Source organism: Citrobacter sp. CtB7.12 (genome assembly GCF_001297795.1).
Taxonomy (GTDB): Bacteria; Pseudomonadota; Gammaproteobacteria; order Enterobacterales; family Enterobacteriaceae; genus Citrobacter_A; species Citrobacter_A amalonaticus.
In genome coordinates this window covers 76749-93646 of the sequence record NZ_LIFT01000009.1, presented here as the reverse complement: position 1 = coordinate 93646, position 16898 = coordinate 76749, and the positions used below count along the sequence as shown (strand labels likewise).

The following is a 16898-nucleotide window of genomic DNA, read 5'->3' as shown; positions in this document are numbered from 1 at the left end:
TCTGGAATGCGACGTATCTATCGACAATATCGACTTGTATTATACCCCGTGATAGTTGTATAACCGCATTTTACGGAATTAACGTTAAAACACCAGGGATAAACAATTCATATTGTCTATTGTTTTGTTTTTTGTATTGCATAATTGTATGTGTTAATTCAAATGCGATTCATTAATAACAGAAAGATAAAAGCATATGAATATGGAGGATATATGTTGCCAGGATGCTGCAAAAACGGAATTGTCATCAGTAAAGTTCCCGTGATACAAGCGGGACTCCACGGGGTTATGCAACTGCATTTCCCGGAGTATGAACTCACCATCTGTAGTGTCGTAGAAGAACTCACGCCACTACAACTGCGTCGGACGGAATTGGTGATCGTGGATTTAACCGGTGACTGCCATCACCCGCGCGCTGTTTGCGAGCGATTCTACGCACTTCTTTCTCAATACCGTGATATCCACTGGGTTTTCATGGTGTCGCGCGCGTATTACGCGCAGGCGGTCGAATTATTGATGCGCCCCTCCAGTACGCTGCTGTCTGATGTCGAACCGATTGAGAGTCTGGTAAGTACTATCCGCTCGGGACACAGCAGCCCTGACCGAATCAGCAAAATGCTGTTGTCACCCCCAGAATTAGAACCTCTGGAATTTGGTTCTCACGCCATTCTTTTAACGCTATCAGAGCGAAAAGTACTGCGCCTGCTGGGGAAAGGTTGGGGGATTAATCAGATTGCGGCATTACTTAAAAAAAGTAACAAAACCATCAGCGCCCAAAAAAATAGCGCGATGCGCCGATTATCAATACACAGTAATGCGGAAATGTACGCATGGATTAACAGTTCTCAGGGAGCCAGGGAGCTGAATTTACCTTCAGTATATGGAGAGACAGCAGAATGGAAAATAGAAACTGTACGCGAAATGTCGCACTCATAGAAAAATGTGTTATGAGTGGTATTGGTATTCAGAGTTTATTTAACGCAACGTTTGATAGCCAATATAAATTACACCTCTATTTGACGCTGGATGATTTTCAACAGGCGATGGGTACGACTGCTTTTTCTGCCATTATTTTCTCTCTCTCCTCGATCAGAAAAGACAGGCGGGTGGGGTTGATGAGTCTGATCGAACTGGCTGAAAATTATCCCGGCATGCGTCGCCTGGTGATCGCGGATGATGATGTTGAAGCGCGTTTAATCAACGCACTGTCGCCCTTACCGTTGGATGGCGTACTGAGCAAAGCCGCTTCGCTCCCCGCGCTGCAGGAGGCGTTATTTACTGCGCTAGGCGGTACGCGGCGGATCAGCGAAAGTAACAGCAATCTCTGGTATCTCAATCAGAGTCGTATGCTGAGCCCGACAGAGCGTGAGATTTTGCGCTTCATGTCCTGCGGTTATTCAATGCCGCAAATCGCGACAGAACTGGCGCGAAATATTAAAACCATCCGGGCGCACAAGTTTAATGTGATGTCGAAACTGGGCGTCAATTCTGACGCCAGTTTACTGCATGCGGCGGATATTCTGCTTTAATCGCCGCGAAAGCAAAGGGTTGATGTTTACTGGCACACATCAACCCAGGTGGCGGAAGTCAGCTCAGCCATGCGCTCTGGCGTAATACGCACTGCGCTATGAGTGGCACCGGCGGCCGGAAGGACTTCGGTGAACGATCGTAAAGAGACGTCACAATAAACAGGCAACGGGGTTTCCAGCCCGAAAGGACAAACCCCGCCAACGGGATGTCCTGTCGCGTTGACGACTTCATCACTGCTCAGCATACGGGCTTTGGCACCGAAAGTGCTTTTGAGTTTTTTATTGTCCAGTCTTGCATCGCCTTTGGCGACGACCAGGATGATGGCGTCCTTAACCTTCAACGAAAGGGTCTTCGCTATCTGTCCGGGCTGTACGTTATGCGCTTTTGCCGCCAGCTCAACCGTCGCGGTGCTTTGATTTAATTCAATGATTTCAATATCCGGGGCATGTTCGGCTAAAAATTGCCGTACCGATTGCAGACTCATTTGATTCTCCTGACACCATTTCTACAGTCCTCAACGCTTCAGAAAACTGCTGGCGTAATTTGGCATAAGTCTTCCTGTACTGTAAATATTTTAATGTAACAAACCAGCAACATGGGCGATTTTTCGATCCTCTTCACATTCACGGAAACCGGTTACCGTAACCGGTTGCAGTCCTCGAAGGAGCGATTAATACTGGAGCTGTCACTTCCTCTGTATCACATAAAAAGAGCCACTTATGAAATCTACCAACCATGCAGTCTTTAATGTGATTTTCCGGTTTGTTGAAAACTATGTCAGCCCGATTGCCGGGCGCATTTCTTCACAGCGTCATGTTATGGCTATCCGTGACGGCTTTATCTCTGCGATGCCATTTATGATTGTCGGATCGTTTTTGTTGGTATTTGCCTATCCTCCGTTTTCACCCGATACCACCTGGGGCTTTGCCCGGACCTGGCTGGATCTGGCGAAGCAGTTTGAAGGGCAGATCCTGACCCCCTTTGATATGACCATGGGGATCATGTCGATCTACATCTGTGCCGCCATTGCCTATAACCTGGGCAAACATTACGTCAAGTCATATCAGTTGGACCCGTTCATGTGCGCCATGCTCTCTATCATGGCGTTCTTACTGGTCGCCGCGCCTAAAACAAAAGGCACTCTGCCGGTGGACAGCCTCGGCGGAACGGGGATTTTTACGGCGATTCTGGTGGCGCTTTACTGCGTAGAAATGATGCGCTTTCTGAAAGCGCATAACATCGGCATTCGTTTACCCGATCAGGTCCCGCCGATGATCAAAAACTCATTCGATCTGCTGATACCGGTGCTGGTGGTGGTGTTGACATTATACCCACTCAGCCTGCTGATTCAGGCACAGTTCGACATGCTCATCCCACAAGCCATTATGTCCATCTTCAAACCGCTGGTATCCGCTGCCGATTCTCTGCCAGCGATTTTACTGGCGGTACTGATTGGCCATCTGTTGTGGTTTGCCGGTATTCATGGTGCGGCGATCGTCTCCGGGATGCTGCAAATGTTCTGGCTGACCAACCTGGGTATGAACCAGACTGCGCTGGCGCAGGGGGCACCGTTACCGCATATTTTCATGGAGGCATTCTGGACGTTCTTCATCGTGATTGGCGGGTCGGGTGCGACGATGGGGCTGGTGATTTGCTATCTGCGCAGTCGTTCCGTACATCTGCGCTCAATAGGCCGACTGAGCGTAGTACCCAGTATCTTTAACATTAACGAGCCGGTGATTTTCGGTACGCCAATTGTTATGAATCCGGTGTTCTTTATTCCTTTCCTGTTAGCGCCGATGGTGAACGCCGTGCTGGCATGGGCGGCGATGAAACTGGATCTGATTGGTCGTGTAATTTCGGTTGTGCCATGGACTGCGCCAGCGCCAGTCGGAGCCGCGTGGGCATTAGGCTGGGATTATCGTGCTGCAATTCTGGTGGTGCTTCTGGCAATCGTTTCAGCCGTCATCTACTTCCCGTTCTTTAAAGTGTACGAGAAGCAACTGCTGGAACAAGAGGCGGAAGAGGCACAACGTTCAGACGCGGAAAACGAGCAGATTGCGTAGTTATCATCAGGGGGCGAACGCTCCCTGACTACTTCAGCGTACAGTCACCACACTGCTGAACGTCCGGCAGACGATAACGCTGACAGCATGTTCTGCGTACCAAGACGCCTTCACGAGGGACGACCGTACGCCAGAGCGGGTTGTCAGCCCCACAGGACAACTGCTTTTCAAAGAAGCAGGTCTGGCGCAGCGTATTCAACAATGTTTCACCCAGCAGCGGTTTCATTTCAGTGAGATACCAGTTAATCAGATAGCCGGTATTGCTCCAGATAAGTTTGCCGTTGATCTCTCCGGTCGCCTCTAGTGCCTGGATGACCGGCGTCAGCGCCTGCTTAACCAGCGTTTCCATGCGTGCCTGCGGGGATTGCGTTGTCGCCAGTTGATCCTGATGTACGTCGATCCAGAAGCACGCAGCACGCCCGGTTTCGTGAAACTCAACGTGGATATGTTCGGGCGAGACATCAATGGCTGTTTCCTGCGTGAGCAGGGCTAGCATGAGGGGAGGTACCATCAGACCGATGTACCACTGCGCCCACAGCGAGATTAGCGGCTTATTTTCGCGCGACTGCGTGGGATGGTTGCGATAAATATGATCGGAGTAAATTGCCAGCAGAGACTGAAGCTCGCTGGGGCGACACCATTGTGCCAGCGTCATCGCACTTTGTGGTGCGGGTTCATCCAGACGGATAAAATCCAGCAGATGCTCACGCGTCTGGGCTATGGTTGCGCGTACGGCTTCGGCCAGCGAGGGCATCTGTGGCTGGAGATGCGTTCGCCAGATGACATCGTCAATGATCGGTGCGGAACGATAGGCCATAGTCTGGATAGTAATCTAAATGATAATGATTGCCAATCCTAACGATAGCGATAACCGATAGCAAGATCTTTGTCAGCTGACGTTTAACGGCGCACGAATGCGTCATCGTGCGTCAGGCGATACCCGGATCGTCACTGACTAAAATATGGTTACGGCCCAAATCCTTAGCTTTATAGAGCGCCTGATCGGCATGAAGAATGGCCCCTTCGACATCGCTCCCCACCAGAGGCGCAATACCGATACTGATCGTGACGTGAGTTGCGACGCTTTCATTGAACATATGGGGAATTTTGAGATCGTAAACATTCTGTCGGATGCGTTCCGCTACCGTGCGGGCGGTTTGTGGGTCGATCGCCGTCAGTAACACCATAAACTCTTCCCCCCCAAACCGGGCGACGACATCACGTGAACGCACAGCGTTGCGGATCGCAGCAGAAACACGGATCAGCGCCTGATCGCCCATCATATGCCCATAGTGATCGTTGTAGGCTTTGAAATGGTCGATGTCGATCAGTAAAACGTAATGTTCATGCGTGTCGAGTTCCAGCACGGCTTTCAGCTTATGCTGGAGTCCACGCCGATTGTACAGGCCCGTTAATGGGTCAAGCATGCTCAAGTCAGTTAGTGTCTCTTTTTCGGCGAGCAGTTTGAACATCAGTTGCTGGGCGAAGTCGTCATAGCGCTTTTGAATCACATGCTGAATCGCGATACCGGCCATGGGCAGGGCCATAAAAAAGAGTAACTGCAGGCCATGTTCGTGGCCGTTTAGCCATAAACAGACGAATAAGGATGGCAGCGAATGAAGGGTGAAAGCGATGATATTATTGGCAAAAGCAATTGAGCCAATAAATAACACCGTCAGCAGTGCAACCAGCAAAAAAGAATAGTCAGGATTCTGCTGAGCCAGGTATTTCAGCGTAATGTGCGCTGCCCATAACCCACCAAAGAGTAGCGAGATAGCATGGAGATTAATCCGCTTCTTCGCATACTTTACATGCCATGTCAGTAACGCAGTGCTCAGCACAAGGATGAGAGAGCCTGGTGTGGAGATGGTTTTACTGGGAAAGATCGGAAAGGCTACGGCAAACAACGCGGAAACAGCGTTGAGAAACAAAAAGAGTCGCAGAGAGAGTTGGTATTTTTTCGTGCGCAGAGTTTGCCAGGATTGTGCAGTCATATCTTAACGTCATTATTTATCTAACAATTACACTGTTCAGGTCACACAAATAATGGGCGAGAAGATGCTCGCTTAAGTTCAGATTATTGTGTCTCTATGTTTACCGCTGTGCAATTTATCACCTTAAATAATTCGTGTCATCATTACTTAAGTAAAGCTCATGTAAGTGGTCTATGGATTACTGACAAATGAGAAAATTTATCATATGATATTGGTTATCATTATCGGTATGAGAGGTGAAACCATGTTGCAACGGGCGCTGGGCAGTGGATGGGGAGTCTTGCTGCCGGGGATCGTGATTGCCGGGCTGGCGTTTGCCGATCTTTCTCTCGGGGCATGGAAGACCATTATTGTATTCGGGTTACTGCTGACACCGGCTATGCTTTATCACAAACATTTGCGGCACTTTGTATTGTTACCATCATGTGTTGTGTTGATCGGCGGAATGATGCTGGTGATGATGAACTGGAATCAGGGATGAATTTTGGAGAGGAAGGTAAGATAATTGGTGCGAGGGGGGGGACTTGAACCCCCACGTCCGTAAGGACACTAACACCTGAAGCTAGCGCGTCTACCAATTCCGCCACCTTCGCACAGTTATCTTACTTTTTGATATCGCCTCGTTGGTGCGAGGGGGGGGACTTGAACCCCCACGTCCGTAAGAACACTAACACCTGAAGCTAGCGCGTCTACCAATTCCGCCACCTTCGCCCAGTGCGAGCAATATCAACGTGGTTTATGGTGCGAGGGGGGGGACTTGAACCCCCACGTCCGTAAGGACACTAACACCTGAAGCTAGCGCGTCTACCAATTCCGCCACCTTCGCATACCATCGATTCTTAAAAAGAATCGCTACCACGGAGGCGCATTCTAGTGGTTTTCAGTTTTTCGTCAATAGTTAATTACGTAGGATAGCGGTGATTGCTGCAAAAACGGCCATTCACATGGCCGTTCAGACTGCTGACAAAGAAGGAAAAAACGTGGTTTTTCCTTCTTTGTGGTTATCAGCCGAAAATCAATGAGTTGATTTTCCTTGTTTTTAATGAGGTGTTCTCTGCTTGTCCGGTATCGGGATGTGGTTTGTCATCCCTCTCAACGGCCATTCGCATGGCCGTTATCGCGACTAGGCTTTTTTCGCCTGGCGGGTCATGACCGTACGATACACTTTGAAGCGTCCGGTCTGGGCGATGACCTCGTGGAAGCCAAAGGTCTCATCCAGTACCTGCGGATACGGCAGGAAGGCGTTAGCAACTATGCGCAGTTCACCGCCACTGTTCAGATGACGTACGGCACCGCGAATCAGAGATTGTGCGGCATCAAGGCTGGTTTGCATGCCGTCATGGAACGGTGGGTTAGAGATGATCATATCAAAGCGTCCCGTCACTTCAGAGAAGACGTTGCTGGCAAAGACTTCACCCTCAATGCCGTTCGCCGCCAGGGTGGCGCGACTGGCTTCCACCGCCGGCGCGGCGACGTCGCAGAGCGTTAAACGCACTTTCGGCGAGTGACTGGCCAGCGCGACAGAAAGTACACCTGCGCCACAGCCGACGTCCAGCACTTTACCTTTAGTGTGTGGTGTCAGCGTGGAGAGCAGTAACTGGCTGCCGACATCCAGACCATCGCGGCTGAAGACGCCAGGCAAGGTTTTGATCGTCAGCCCATCAACGTGGTATTCGCCCCAGAATTTATCGGCATCAAACATCGGCTGCGTTTCCAGACGACCATGATACAGGCCGCAACGACGCGCGCTGTCAATTTTGTTCAGCGGGGCATATTCCGCCAGCATTTGCTCGGCGCTACGTACGCCACTGCGGTTTTCACCGACTACGAAAATGTCGGTTCCCACAGGAAGCAGCGACAGAATATTCATCAACTGAAACTGGGCTTCCGGCTTGTTTTTCGGCCAGTAATAGATAAAGGTGTCGCAGTCGGCAACGTCTTGCGCTTGTGCGACAAGGCTGAAACGTGCGTTGTCGCCCATCTGGCGGCTCAGCACCTGCCAGTGGTGGAACTGTTGGGTATGCACGCGGCGGTCTGCGCTTTCAAAGCGCGCGGGCAGGTCATCCTGCAAGTCTCCGGCAAACAGAATACGGCTTTGTTCGAAATCATCACTGTGGCGCAGCAAGACTTCACTTGCCGGGGTAAAAGCAGACATGGAAAACTCCTTAATTCATACAGCGGGCGATTATAGACGTTTGATGGCGTCTATTCGACTAATTTGCTATATTTGCGCCCCTGAATACAGGAGCGATTCGCTATGACAACCCGACGAGACTGGCAGTTACAGCAACTGGGCATTACCCAGTGGTCGCTGCGTCGCCCCGGCGCGTTGCAGGGAGAGATCGCGATTTCCATTCCTGCGCACGTCCGTCTGGTGATGGTCGGTGAAACACTGCCGCCGCTGACAGAACCTCTGGTCAGTGACATTCTGCGAGCCTTAACGCTGAGCCCCGATCAGGTATTGCAGGTGACGCCCGAACGCGTCGCGATGCTGCCGCAGGGCAGCCGCTGCAACAGCTGGCGACTGGGTACAGATGCGCCGCTGACGCTGGAAGGCGCGCAGATTGCAACGCCGGCATTTGATGAATTGCGGGTAAACCCAACGGCACGCGCCGCACTATGGCAACAAATCTGCACACATGAACACGATTTCTTCCCTCAGTCAGAGTGATTTACCCGCCGCGTTTCAGATTGAAAAGCGCGCCCATGCGTTTCCCTGGAGTGAGCACACGTTTGCCAGTAATCAGGGGGAGCGTTATCTCAACTATCAATTGACGGTAGAGGGGAGAATGGCGGCGTTTGCCATTACGCAGGTAGTGCTGGATGAAGCTACGCTGTTCAACATTGCCGTTGATCCCGATTTTCAGCGCCGGGGATTAGGGAAAGCGCTGCTGGAACATCTCATTGATGAATTAGAAAAACGCGGCGTCCTGACGCTGTGGCTGGAGGTTCGCGCTTCCAACGTTGCCGCCATCGCACTGTATGAAAGCTTAGGCTTCAACGAGGCAACGATTCGCCGCAATTATTATCCGACCGCTGACGGTCGTGAGGACGCCATCATAATGGCACTGCCAATCAGTATGTAAAAGAAGGTGTAATGATGAAGTGGGACTGGATTTTCTTTGATGCCGACGAAACGCTGTTCACGTTTGACTCGTTTACTGGCTTACAGCGGATGTTTCTCGACTACAGCATCACCTTTACCGCTGAGGATTTTCAGGACTACCAGGCCGTGAATAAACCGCTATGGGTGGATTATCAGAACGGCGCGATCACCTCATTACAGCTTCAGCATGCTCGCTTCCAGAGCTGGGCAGAACGGTTAAAGGTGGAGCCGGGCTCGCTTAACGATGCCTTTATGAACGCGATGGCCGAAATTTGCGCGCCGCTGCCAGGGGCCGTTTCGCTGCTCAATGCGATACGCGGCAAAGCCAAAATTGGCATTATTACCAACGGTTTCACCTCCTTACAGCAGATCCGCCTGGAGCGCACGGGACTACGCGACTACTTTGATTTGCTGGTCATTTCTGAAGAAGTGGGCGTGGCGAAGCCGGATCCGAAGATTTTTGATTACGCCCTGGCGCAGGCGGGCAATCCCGATCGTGATCGGGTGCTGATGGTTGGAGATACCGCCGCGTCCGATATTCTTGGCGGCATCAACGCCGGGCTTTCTACCTGCTGGCTGAATGCGCATCATCGCGAGCAGCCCGAAGGCATCGAGCCGACCTGGACCGTATCGTCATTACACGAACTGGAGCTGCTCCTGTGTAAACACTGATTGCCTCCCCCCCGCTGATGGGTAAAATAGCCGCAATTTTTCGTATTCAACATGCGCGGTGCGATGCCGCGTTTACTCAAGAAGAATGAACTATGACGTTGTCTCCTTATTTGCAGGAGGTGGCCAAGCGCCGCACTTTTGCCATTATTTCTCACCCGGATGCGGGTAAAACGACCATCACTGAGAAGGTGTTGCTGTTCGGACAGGCGATCCAGACTGCCGGTACGGTAAAAGGCCGTGGTTCCAGCCAGCATGCGAAATCAGACTGGATGGAAATGGAAAAGCAGCGTGGGATCTCCATTACCACCTCCGTGATGCAATTTCCGTATCACAACTGCCTGGTTAACCTGCTGGACACCCCGGGGCACGAAGACTTCTCCGAAGATACCTATCGTACCCTGACGGCAGTGGACTGCTGTCTGATGGTGATCGACGCCGCGAAAGGCGTCGAGGATCGTACCCGTAAGCTGATGGAAGTCACCCGTCTGCGCGATACGCCGATCCTGACTTTTATGAACAAACTCGACCGCGACATCCGTGACCCGATGGAGTTGCTGGACGAAGTTGAGAACGAGCTGAAAATCGGCTGTGCGCCGATCACCTGGCCGATTGGCTGCGGCAAGCTGTTCAAAGGGGTTTATCACCTCTATAAAGATGAAACCTATCTGTATCAGACGGGTAAAGGCCATACCATTCAGGAAGTGCGCATCGTTAAAGGTCTGGATAACCCGGATCTCGACGCGGCCGTTGGCGAGGATCTGGCGCAGCAGTTGCGTGACGAACTGGAACTGGTGAAGGGCGCCTCTAACGAGTTTGATAAAGAGCTGTTCCTGGCGGGCGAAATTACCCCGGTCTTCTTTGGTACCGCACTGGGTAACTTCGGCGTTGACCACATGCTGGATGGTCTGGTGGAGTGGGCGCCAGCGCCAATGCCACGCAAGACCGATACGCGCGTGGTAGAAGCGGAAGAAGAGAAGTTCACTGGCTTTGTCTTTAAAATTCAGGCCAACATGGATCCGAAACACCGTGACCGCGTGGCATTCATGCGCGTTGTTTCCGGCAAGTACGAAAAAGGCATGAAGATGCGTCAGGTCCGTATCGGCAAAGACGTGGTGATCTCTGACGCGCTGACCTTTATGGCCGGTGACCGTTCGCATGTAGAAGAGGCTTACCCGGGCGATATCCTCGGTCTGCACAACCACGGTACAATCCAGATTGGCGATACTTTCACCCAGGGTGAAATGATGAAGTTCACCGGTATACCGAACTTCGCGCCGGAACTGTTCCGTCGTATTCGCCTGAAAGATCCGCTGAAGCAGAAACAGTTGCTGAAGGGGCTGGTACAGCTTTCCGAAGAAGGTGCGGTACAGGTGTTCCGCCCGATCGCCAATAACGATCTGATTGTGGGCGCGGTCGGGGTACTGCAGTTCGACGTGGTTGTTGCCCGTCTGAAGAGCGAGTACAACGTTGAAGCCATTTATGAATCTGTCAACGTGGCGACGGCACGCTGGGTGGAATGCGCTGATGCGAAGAAATTCGAAGAGTTTAAGCGTAAGAATGAAGTTCAGCTGGCACTGGATGGCGGTGATAACCTGACCTACATCGCACCGACGATGGTGAACCTCAACCTGACGCAAGAGCGTTATCCAGACGTTCAGTTCCGTAAGACGCGCGAACACTAATTACCCCTTCAGGGCGCGGCTGTCGCTGCGCCCTGCGACTTTTCCAGCCTTATTATCCCCTTGCGGAATGTTCTTAAATCCCTCTGTTTTGCTTATGACTGCCTGTTTTTTATGCAATCCTCCGCGCTTTTTCAAAATTGTGATCTATATTTAACAAAGTGATGACATAAACATTGGCTTTAAATACCGTTCAACTCGTGAATCTAAGTAGTTAAAGCTAATGTCTGGTGTAGTCACGATATTAATAACTGACTCAGAGGGGCACCTGTCAGCGTATCATCATCACCTTTTCTGTTGCGTGATTGTGACCGCCGCCATTGACTTCTGAGCTGGGTGAATTTTTCACCACATTCAGCAATGCAACCTTATGTTGCCTGAGCTCAAATTATGAGCAAACCATACAGGAAAAAATCGATGACTATGACAAGACTGAAGATTTCTAAAACTCTGCTGGCCGTGATGTTGACCTCCGCTGTGGCAACGGGTTCTGCGTATGCAGAAAACACCACAATGGATAAAGCGCAATCCGGTGTAGAAAGCGCAGGGCAGAAAGTCGATAGCTCTATGAATAAAGTCGGTAATTTCATGGATGACAGCGCCATTACCGCCAAAGTGAAAGCGGCACTGGTGGATCATGAAAACATTAAGAGCACCGATATTTCCGTCAAAACCGAGCAGAAAGTCGTGACGCTGAGCGGCTTCGTCGAAAGCCAGGCGCAGGCGGAAGCGGCCGTGACCGTGGCGAAAGGTGTTGAAGGCGTAACCTCCGTCAGCGACAAACTCCACGTGCGCGACAGCAAATCAGACTCCGTGAAAGGCTATGCCGGCGATACGGCAACCACCAGTGAGATCAAAGCGAAACTGCTGGCGGATGACATCGTTCCTTCTCGCAAAGTGAAAGTAGAAACGACCGATGGTGTGGTCCAGCTTTCCGGCACCGTGGATTCCCAGGCGCAAATCGAGCGCGCTGAGAGCATCGCGAAAGCCGTTGATGGCGTAAAAAGCGTCAAAAACGATCTGAAAGCGCAGTAAGTCTTCGTTTTCTCCTCCGGCCCCGGTCGGAGGACGTCATGAGCACTAGCACTACACAAACAATAGCGTGAATGAGCAGCCTGAGCGCTCATATCAAGCGGTCGACATTAACTATGGTAAAGGAGAAGCGTATGTTTCGTTGGGGCATTATATTTCTGGTTATCGCGTTAATTGCCGCCGCTCTGGGATTTGGTGGACTGGCCGGTACGGCAGCGGGCGCGGCGAAAATTGTCTTCGTCGTCGGGATTATTCTCTTCCTGGTCAGCCTGTTTACAGGGCGTAAGCGGCCCTAGCGCGTAAGGCGTACAATGATTTTGCTGTCAAGCCAGTCCAGTGGACTGGCTTTTTCGGTTTTAGCCGCCGTCTATTTGCGTTATTTTGGCACATTACGTAATAAGAAACAGGAAGGCAGAGGTGGGGCAGCGTATACCCGTCACGCTCGGCAATATTGCGCCGTTGTCATTAAGAAGGTTCAAACCGGGTCGCCTGGCGTTGGTCTGCGAGGGCGGCGGGCAGCGTGGCATCTTTACCGCAGGTGTACTGGACGAGTTCATGCGCGCGCAGTTTAATCCGTTCGATCTCTATTACGGCACCTCGGCGGGGGCGCAAAACCTGTCGGCCTATCTGTGCAACCAACCCGGCTACGGGCGCAAAGTCATCATGCGCTATACCACCAGACGGGAATTCTTTGACCCGGTACGCTTCGTGCGCGGTGGGAATCTGATCGATCTCGACTGGCTGGTGGAATCTACGGCCAGTCAGATGCCGTTACAGATGGATACCGCCTCGCGCCTGTTCGAAACCGGGAAATCGTTTTACATGTGCGCCTGTCGGGGTGATGACTACACGCCGTACTATTTCTCTCCCAATACGCAAAACTGGCTCGATCTGATCCGGGCGTCCAGCGCGATCCCAGGGTTCTATCGTAGTGGCGTATCGCTGGAGGGGATCAATTACCTGGATGGTGGGATCAGCGATGCCATTCCGGTGCGTGAGGCCGTGAAGCAGGGGGCGAAAACGCTGGTGGTGATTCGAACGGTGCCTTCGCAAATGTATTACACCCCGCAGTGGTTCAAGCGGATGGAGCGCTGGCTGGGCGAAAGCAGCCTGCAGCCGCTGCTCAATCTGGTTCAACACCACGAAGCCAGCTATACGGAAATTCAGCGATTCATTGAAAAACCGCCGGGCAAGCTGAAGATCTTTGAAATCTACCCGCCGAAGCCGCTAAAAAGTATGGCGCTGGGAAGCCGGATTCCGGCATTGCGGGAAGATTATAAAACCGGGCGGCTGTGTGGGCGCTACTTCCTGGCGACCGTGGGAAAACTACTGGCAGCGGAACCGCCGTTATCACGCCATCTGCCGCAAATCGTCACGCCGACGCCAGTGGTGGTTCCACCAGCACCGGTGGCCAACGATACCCATGCGGCGGCGGTGAGCGATGCGCCGCAGGCTAACGATACGACATTCAGCAATGAGGATCTGGCGTGAGTTTTCGCTTTATCGATACCCACTGTCACTTTGATTTTCCGCCTTTTACCGGGGATGAAACCCACAGCCTGCAACTCGCGGGTGAGGCGGGCATTGAGAAGATCATCATTCCGGCCACCGCAGCGGAAAACTTTGCCCGCGTGCAGGCGCTGGCGGAACGCTTTTCGCCTCTCTATGCCGCGCTCGGTTTACATCCGATTGTGATTGAACAGCATACGGAAGAGCATCTCGAACGGCTGCGACAGGCGCTGGAACAGCGTCCGGCAAAGGTGGTCGCTGTTGGTGAGATAGGCCTGGATCGGTATCGCGACGATCCGCAATTTGCGAAGCAGGAGCGGTTTCTGCAAGCGCAATTGACGCTGGCAAAACGGTTCGATCTTCCGGTGATCCTGCATTCCCGACGTACGCATGACACGCTGGCGATGCACCTTAAGCGCCAGGATTTGCCGCGTACCGGCGTGGTACATGGTTTCGCTGGCAGCTTGCAGCAGGCAGAACGTTTTGTGCAACTGGGCTACAAAATCGGGGTGGGCGGGACGATTACCTATCCGCGCGCCAGTAAAACCCGTGACGTGATGGCACGATTGCCGCTGGAGGCGCTGCTGCTGGAGACCGACGCGCCGGATATGCCGTTGAATGGTTTTCAGGGGCAGCCAAATCGCCCGGAACAGGCTGCGAGAGTGTTCGATGTGTTATGCGAACTGCGCCCGGAACCCGCAGAGGCGATCGCTGAGGCGCTGTATCGCAATACGACAGCATTATTTACTCTAGAGATATAGCGCAGGGAAGATAAGCTCAGTCACGCCGCGTTCCCGTAATGCCTGCGCCAGCGTCTCCACCTCTTGTGGCGTCGCGCTTGGCCAGGATTTTGCCTCACCGTATACCCCGTGCGCATGAAAGGCATTCAGTCGTAGCGGGACATTTCCCAGTTGTCCGATGAATGCGGCGAGTGAATCAATGTGCAGCAGATAATCCACCTGCCCGGGGATGACCAGCAGGCGCAGTTCTGCCAGCTTTCCTCGCTGCGCCAACAGCGTAATACTGCGCTTGATCTGCGCGTTATCCCGACCGGTGAGTGCGATGTGGCGCTCACTATCCCAGGCTTTGAGATCGAGCATCACGCCATCGCAAACCGGTAGCAGTTTCTGCCAGCCGGTTTCGCTCAACAGCCCATTGCTGTCGACCAGACAAGTCAGAGACCGGAGCTGCGGGTCGGCCTTAATCGCCGTAAACAAATCCACAACGAAAGGCAACTGCGTCGTGGCTTCGCCGCCGCTGACGGTGACACCCTCAATGAACAATGATGCTTTGCGGATCTGGCGCAATACCTCGTCCACGCTCATTGTTTGCGCCATCGGCGTTGCCTGCTGCGGGCACATCTGCAAACAGGTATCACACTGTTTGCAGGCCTCGGCATGCCAGACAACATTCCCGTCACTGAAACTCAGCGCCTGGTGCGGGCACTGCGGAACGCATTCGCCGCAGTCGTTGCAGCGTCCCATGGTCCACGGGTTATGGCAATTCTTACAGCGCAGATTGCACCCTTGCAGAAAGAGGGCCAGACGACTGCCCGGCCCGTCCACGCAGGAGAACGGGATAACCTTACTGACTGAAGCGCATCTGCTGTTCATGACTGACGACACGAGGTTGGCGTTCCAGAATATGCGTATTGCGTGCGGCCTCTTCCCCCAGCCAGGTGGTATTGGTCCGCGAGCCTTCGGCGCGGTATTTTTCCAGATCCGACAGGCGCACCATGTACCCGGTAACGCGGACCAGATCGTTGCCGCTGACGTTGGCGGTAAACTCGCGCATTCCCGCTTTGAACGCGCCCAGACAGAGTTGCACCAGCGCCTGCGGGTTACGCTTGATGGTCTCATCGAGCGTCAGAATGTCGCTGATACCGGACTGATAATGCGCGTGGTGTGGTGCGACGGTTTGCAGGTGGGTGATCGGATCCGGTTCATCGCCATAGGGCAAACGTGCGCCCGGCGTAGTGCCAATATCTGAACTGATCCCCGACTGGGCATGCAGCATGGCGCGCTGCTGCCAGCCATATTTCACCGGCGTGTTCTCGACAAAATCCGCAAGCTGGGCGCTGATGCGATAGCCCAGATCGTTCGCCGTCTCATCTTTGCCGTAGCGCGCATTCATACCCGCTTTTTCGCACAACAGGTTAACCGCCTCCGCCAGGCCGTACATACCGAACATCGGCACAAAACGTTGTGGATCGATCAGACCTTCCTGCACCAGGAAGCTATTCTCAAAGAAATGTGATTTTTCATAGAGGAACTCACATCGCGCATCGATGATGGCAATTTGCTGCTGACAATAGTACGGCAGTGTGCGGTTAAAGAAGTCATAGACAGAAGTGCTGCGCTCGGCAATGGCTTTCAGATTGAGACGAACCAGCGTGCTGCCGCCACCGGCAAGCGGCAGAGAGTTGTAACAGCTGACAATACCATAGTGACCTTTTGTGAAAATTTTATCATTTACCGGCCCATTGGAAATATGCGGCTTGCTGCATTCACAGATGTTTTTTGCCACTTCCAGCAGCAGATCATCGGGGGTGATTTCCGGGTCGTAGATGAACGTCAGATTAGGCGCAACCTGCTTTAACTCTGCGTCGGCGCGTAAAATAGCCCGGGTGATGGGGGTATCTGCCGGGCCAATGTTGGCGTGCATAAAAGCGTCAGGCAGCGTTCTGTCGAGATACCGCCAGAAACGTTTTATTCGAATATCGATCGCTTCTTGTGTTAGAATTTTCACATATGGTTGCAGCAGCGTATCCAGTTGCCCCAGGTAAACCGGCATCGATGTGACGGAAGGCACGTGGTGATACAGAATGGTCAACAGAGACAGTGCATCGTCCAGATCTTTCGCCCCTTCCAGTTCCAGCCAGGCTGAACCGTTGGCCAGAAAACGCGCGTAATCGGGAAGCACATAGCGCGGTTTATACGGTGCGTGACCTTCGAACATATCGCAGATAACCCCGTCGTCCAGCGCCTGGCGCGCCCCGGCGGGCAGTGAAGGGTAAGGCAGGTTGTTCTCTGCTTCCAGCGCGAGAAAATGACGTTTCTGTTCCGGACTGAGGAGTGAGCTGGTGACGATTTGCTGGCAACGTTGTTGCAGCGCGGTTTCATGGGTCGTAGGCATCGTAATTCCTTTATAGGCCGAAGATCATAACGTCATTGTAGAAAGATGTGCTGTCAGCACTTTGATCCTGATGCGCCTGAGTGGAGAAGAAATCGACAGAAAAGGACTATTTTTTGAAGTTGATCTCATTACAGTAATGCAAATTTGTACGTAGTTTTCATTAACTGTGATGTAT

The 16898-nt window shown here is 52.5% G+C and carries 18 protein-coding genes and 3 tRNA genes; 12 read left to right on the top strand and 9 right to left on the bottom strand.

The genetic code is table 11. The features are described from left to right. Nucleotides 1–213 precede the first annotated feature (213 nt). A complete protein-coding gene (locus tag AOY24_RS13195) occupies nt 214–936 on the top strand; it encodes a LuxR C-terminal-related transcriptional regulator (RefSeq protein ID WP_044253906.1) in 723 nt (240 codons plus the stop codon). Next, complete coding sequence (gene bglJ, locus AOY24_RS13190; RefSeq protein ID WP_054176773.1) at nt 897–1529, top strand: DNA-binding transcriptional activator BglJ; 633 nt, start codon at nt 897–899, stop codon at nt 1527–1529. The genes AOY24_RS13195 and bglJ overlap by 40 nt, the downstream gene beginning before the upstream one ends. 26 nt (nt 1530–1555) lie before the next feature. Here bglJ and AOY24_RS13185 read toward each other — a convergent pair whose 3' ends face one another. Next, nucleotides 1556–2014 carry a YbaK/EbsC family protein gene (locus tag AOY24_RS13185; RefSeq protein WP_044253912.1) on the bottom strand — a complete coding sequence of 153 codons (459 nt, stop codon included), beginning with the start codon at nt 2012–2014 and terminating at the stop codon, nt 1556–1558. 235 nt (nt 2015–2249) lie between these two features. Here AOY24_RS13185 and AOY24_RS13180 point away from each other — a divergent pair, with 235 nt between their 5' ends. Beyond that, nucleotides 2250–3596, top strand: a complete 1347-nt coding sequence (locus tag AOY24_RS13180) for a PTS sugar transporter subunit IIC (RefSeq protein ID WP_042999328.1) — start codon at nt 2250–2252, stop codon at nt 3594–3596. 28 nt (nt 3597–3624) lie between these two features. Here the strand turns inward: AOY24_RS13180 and fhuF are convergent, their stop codons facing one another. Both fhuF and AOY24_RS13170 read right to left on the bottom strand, forming a co-directional pair. Next, the gene (fhuF, locus tag AOY24_RS13175) at nt 3625–4413 is read right to left on the bottom strand and encodes a siderophore-iron reductase FhuF (RefSeq protein ID WP_042999329.1); all 789 of its coding nucleotides are present in this window, start codon (nt 4411–4413) and stop codon (nt 3625–3627) included. Nucleotides 4414–4525: 112 nt separating this feature from the next. Beyond that, nucleotides 4526–5590 (bottom strand): GGDEF domain-containing protein, encoded by a 1065-nt coding sequence (locus tag AOY24_RS13170; RefSeq protein ID WP_042999330.1) that lies wholly within the window; start codon nt 5588–5590, stop codon nt 4526–4528. Nucleotides 5591–5834: 244 nt separating this feature from the next. Between AOY24_RS13170 and AOY24_RS13165 the strand changes: the two genes are divergently transcribed. Beyond that, nucleotides 5835–6071 carry a DUF1435 domain-containing protein gene (locus AOY24_RS13165; RefSeq protein ID WP_080343205.1) on the top strand — a complete coding sequence of 79 codons (237 nt, stop codon included), beginning with the start codon at nt 5835–5837 and terminating at the stop codon, nt 6069–6071. 25 nt (nt 6072–6096) lie between these two features. Here AOY24_RS13165 and AOY24_RS13160 read toward each other — a convergent pair. The 4 genes from AOY24_RS13160 to rsmC all read right to left on the bottom strand — a co-directional run bounded on the left by AOY24_RS13160 (nt 6097) and on the right by rsmC (nt 7745). Beyond that, nucleotides 6097–6183 (bottom strand) — tRNA-Leu (locus AOY24_RS13160). Nucleotides 6184–6214: 31 nt separating this feature from the next. Then, nucleotides 6215–6301: transfer RNA gene (locus AOY24_RS13155), tRNA-Leu, on the bottom strand. A gap of 28 nt (nt 6302–6329) precedes the next feature. Further along, a tRNA-Leu gene (locus AOY24_RS13150) sits at nt 6330–6416 on the bottom strand. Between the two features lie 297 nt (nt 6417–6713). Next, complete coding sequence (rsmC, locus tag AOY24_RS13145) at nt 6714–7745, bottom strand: 16S rRNA (guanine(1207)-N(2))-methyltransferase RsmC (protein WP_042999332.1); 1032 nt, start codon at nt 7743–7745, stop codon at nt 6714–6716. Between the two features lie 102 nt (nt 7746–7847). Here rsmC and AOY24_RS13140 point away from each other — a divergent pair, with 102 nt between their 5' ends. The 8 genes from AOY24_RS13140 to AOY24_RS13110 all read left to right on the top strand — a co-directional run bounded on the left by AOY24_RS13140 (nt 7848) and on the right by AOY24_RS13110 (nt 14349). Beyond that, nucleotides 7848–8261 carry a DNA polymerase III subunit psi gene (locus AOY24_RS13140; RefSeq protein WP_042999333.1) on the top strand — a complete coding sequence of 138 codons (414 nt, stop codon included), beginning with the start codon at nt 7848–7850 and terminating at the stop codon, nt 8259–8261. Then, complete coding sequence (gene rimI, locus AOY24_RS13135; RefSeq protein WP_042322031.1) at nt 8230–8676, top strand: ribosomal protein S18-alanine N-acetyltransferase; 447 nt, start codon at nt 8230–8232, stop codon at nt 8674–8676. The genes AOY24_RS13140 and rimI overlap by 32 nt, the downstream gene beginning before the upstream one ends. 14 nt (nt 8677–8690) lie before the next feature. Beyond that, the gene (yjjG, locus tag AOY24_RS13130) at nt 8691–9368 is read left to right on the top strand and encodes a pyrimidine 5'-nucleotidase (RefSeq protein ID WP_044264694.1); all 678 of its coding nucleotides are present in this window, start codon (nt 8691–8693) and stop codon (nt 9366–9368) included. Between the two features lie 92 nt (nt 9369–9460). Beyond that, nucleotides 9461–11050, top strand: a complete 1590-nt coding sequence (gene prfC, locus AOY24_RS13125) for a peptide chain release factor 3 (protein WP_044327055.1) — start codon at nt 9461–9463, stop codon at nt 11048–11050. 414 nt (nt 11051–11464) lie between these two features. After that, nucleotides 11465–12082 (top strand): molecular chaperone OsmY, encoded by a 618-nt coding sequence (osmY, locus tag AOY24_RS13120; protein ID WP_042999335.1) that lies wholly within the window; start codon nt 11465–11467, stop codon nt 12080–12082. 131 nt (nt 12083–12213) lie between these two features. After that, on the top strand, nt 12214–12375 hold the full coding sequence (locus AOY24_RS23915; protein ID WP_003019081.1) for a DUF1328 domain-containing protein: 162 nt from the start codon (nt 12214–12216) through the stop codon (nt 12373–12375). 121 nt (nt 12376–12496) lie between these two features. Then, on the top strand, nt 12497–13570 hold the full coding sequence (locus tag AOY24_RS13115) for a patatin family protein (RefSeq protein WP_054176772.1): 1074 nt from the start codon (nt 12497–12499) through the stop codon (nt 13568–13570). Beyond that, on the top strand, nt 13567–14349 hold the full coding sequence (locus AOY24_RS13110; protein WP_042999337.1) for a metal-dependent hydrolase: 783 nt from the start codon (nt 13567–13569) through the stop codon (nt 14347–14349). The genes AOY24_RS13115 and AOY24_RS13110 overlap by 4 nt, the downstream gene beginning before the upstream one ends. Here the strand turns inward: AOY24_RS13110 and AOY24_RS13105 are convergent. Both AOY24_RS13105 and AOY24_RS13100 read right to left on the bottom strand, forming a co-directional pair. Then, nucleotides 14338–15201: a YjjW family glycine radical enzyme activase gene (locus tag AOY24_RS13105; RefSeq protein WP_044253959.1), complete on the bottom strand. Its 864-nt coding sequence runs from the start codon at nt 15199–15201 to the stop codon at nt 14338–14340. The genes AOY24_RS13110 and AOY24_RS13105 overlap by 12 nt on opposite strands. Next, nucleotides 15173–16723: a YjjI family glycine radical enzyme gene (locus AOY24_RS13100; RefSeq protein WP_054176771.1), complete on the bottom strand. Its 1551-nt coding sequence runs from the start codon at nt 16721–16723 to the stop codon at nt 15173–15175. The genes AOY24_RS13105 and AOY24_RS13100 overlap by 29 nt, the downstream gene beginning before the upstream one ends. Nucleotides 16724–16898 lie beyond the last annotated feature (175 nt).

Excerpts from the sequence above, each read along its gene's own strand:
- rimI (WP_042322031.1), top strand. The coding sequence starts at position 8,230 with ATGAACACGATTTCTTCCCTCAGTCAGAGTGATTTACCCGCCGCGTTT.
- AOY24_RS23915 (WP_003019081.1), top strand. The coding sequence starts at position 12,214 with ATGTTTCGTTGGGGCATTATATTTCTGGTTATCGCGTTAATTGCCGCC.
- osmY (WP_042999335.1), top strand. The coding sequence starts at position 11,465 with ATGACTATGACAAGACTGAAGATTTCTAAAACTCTGCTGGCCGTGATG.
- rsmC (WP_042999332.1), bottom strand. The coding sequence starts at position 7,745 with ATGTCTGCTTTTACCCCGGCAAGTGAAGTCTTGCTGCGCCACAGTGAT.
- AOY24_RS13140 (WP_042999333.1), top strand. The coding sequence starts at position 7,848 with ATGACAACCCGACGAGACTGGCAGTTACAGCAACTGGGCATTACCCAG.
- AOY24_RS13105 (WP_044253959.1), bottom strand. The coding sequence starts at position 15,201 with ATGAACAGCAGATGCGCTTCAGTCAGTAAGGTTATCCCGTTCTCCTGC.
- AOY24_RS13170 (WP_042999330.1), bottom strand. The coding sequence starts at position 5,590 with ATGACTGCACAATCCTGGCAAACTCTGCGCACGAAAAAATACCAACTC.
- AOY24_RS13185 (WP_044253912.1), bottom strand. The coding sequence starts at position 2,014 with ATGAGTCTGCAATCGGTACGGCAATTTTTAGCCGAACATGCCCCGGAT.
- prfC (WP_044327055.1), top strand. The coding sequence starts at position 9,461 with ATGACGTTGTCTCCTTATTTGCAGGAGGTGGCCAAGCGCCGCACTTTT.
- fhuF (WP_042999329.1), bottom strand. The coding sequence starts at position 4,413 with ATGGCCTATCGTTCCGCACCGATCATTGACGATGTCATCTGGCGAACG.
- AOY24_RS13195 (WP_044253906.1), top strand. The coding sequence starts at position 214 with ATGTTGCCAGGATGCTGCAAAAACGGAATTGTCATCAGTAAAGTTCCC.
- AOY24_RS13165 (WP_080343205.1), top strand. The coding sequence starts at position 5,835 with ATGTTGCAACGGGCGCTGGGCAGTGGATGGGGAGTCTTGCTGCCGGGG.
- AOY24_RS13180 (WP_042999328.1), top strand. The coding sequence starts at position 2,250 with ATGAAATCTACCAACCATGCAGTCTTTAATGTGATTTTCCGGTTTGTT.
- yjjG (WP_044264694.1), top strand. The coding sequence starts at position 8,691 with ATGAAGTGGGACTGGATTTTCTTTGATGCCGACGAAACGCTGTTCACG.
- AOY24_RS13100 (WP_054176771.1), bottom strand. The coding sequence starts at position 16,723 with ATGCCTACGACCCATGAAACCGCGCTGCAACAACGTTGCCAGCAAATC.
- bglJ (WP_054176773.1), top strand. The coding sequence starts at position 897 with ATGGAAAATAGAAACTGTACGCGAAATGTCGCACTCATAGAAAAATGT.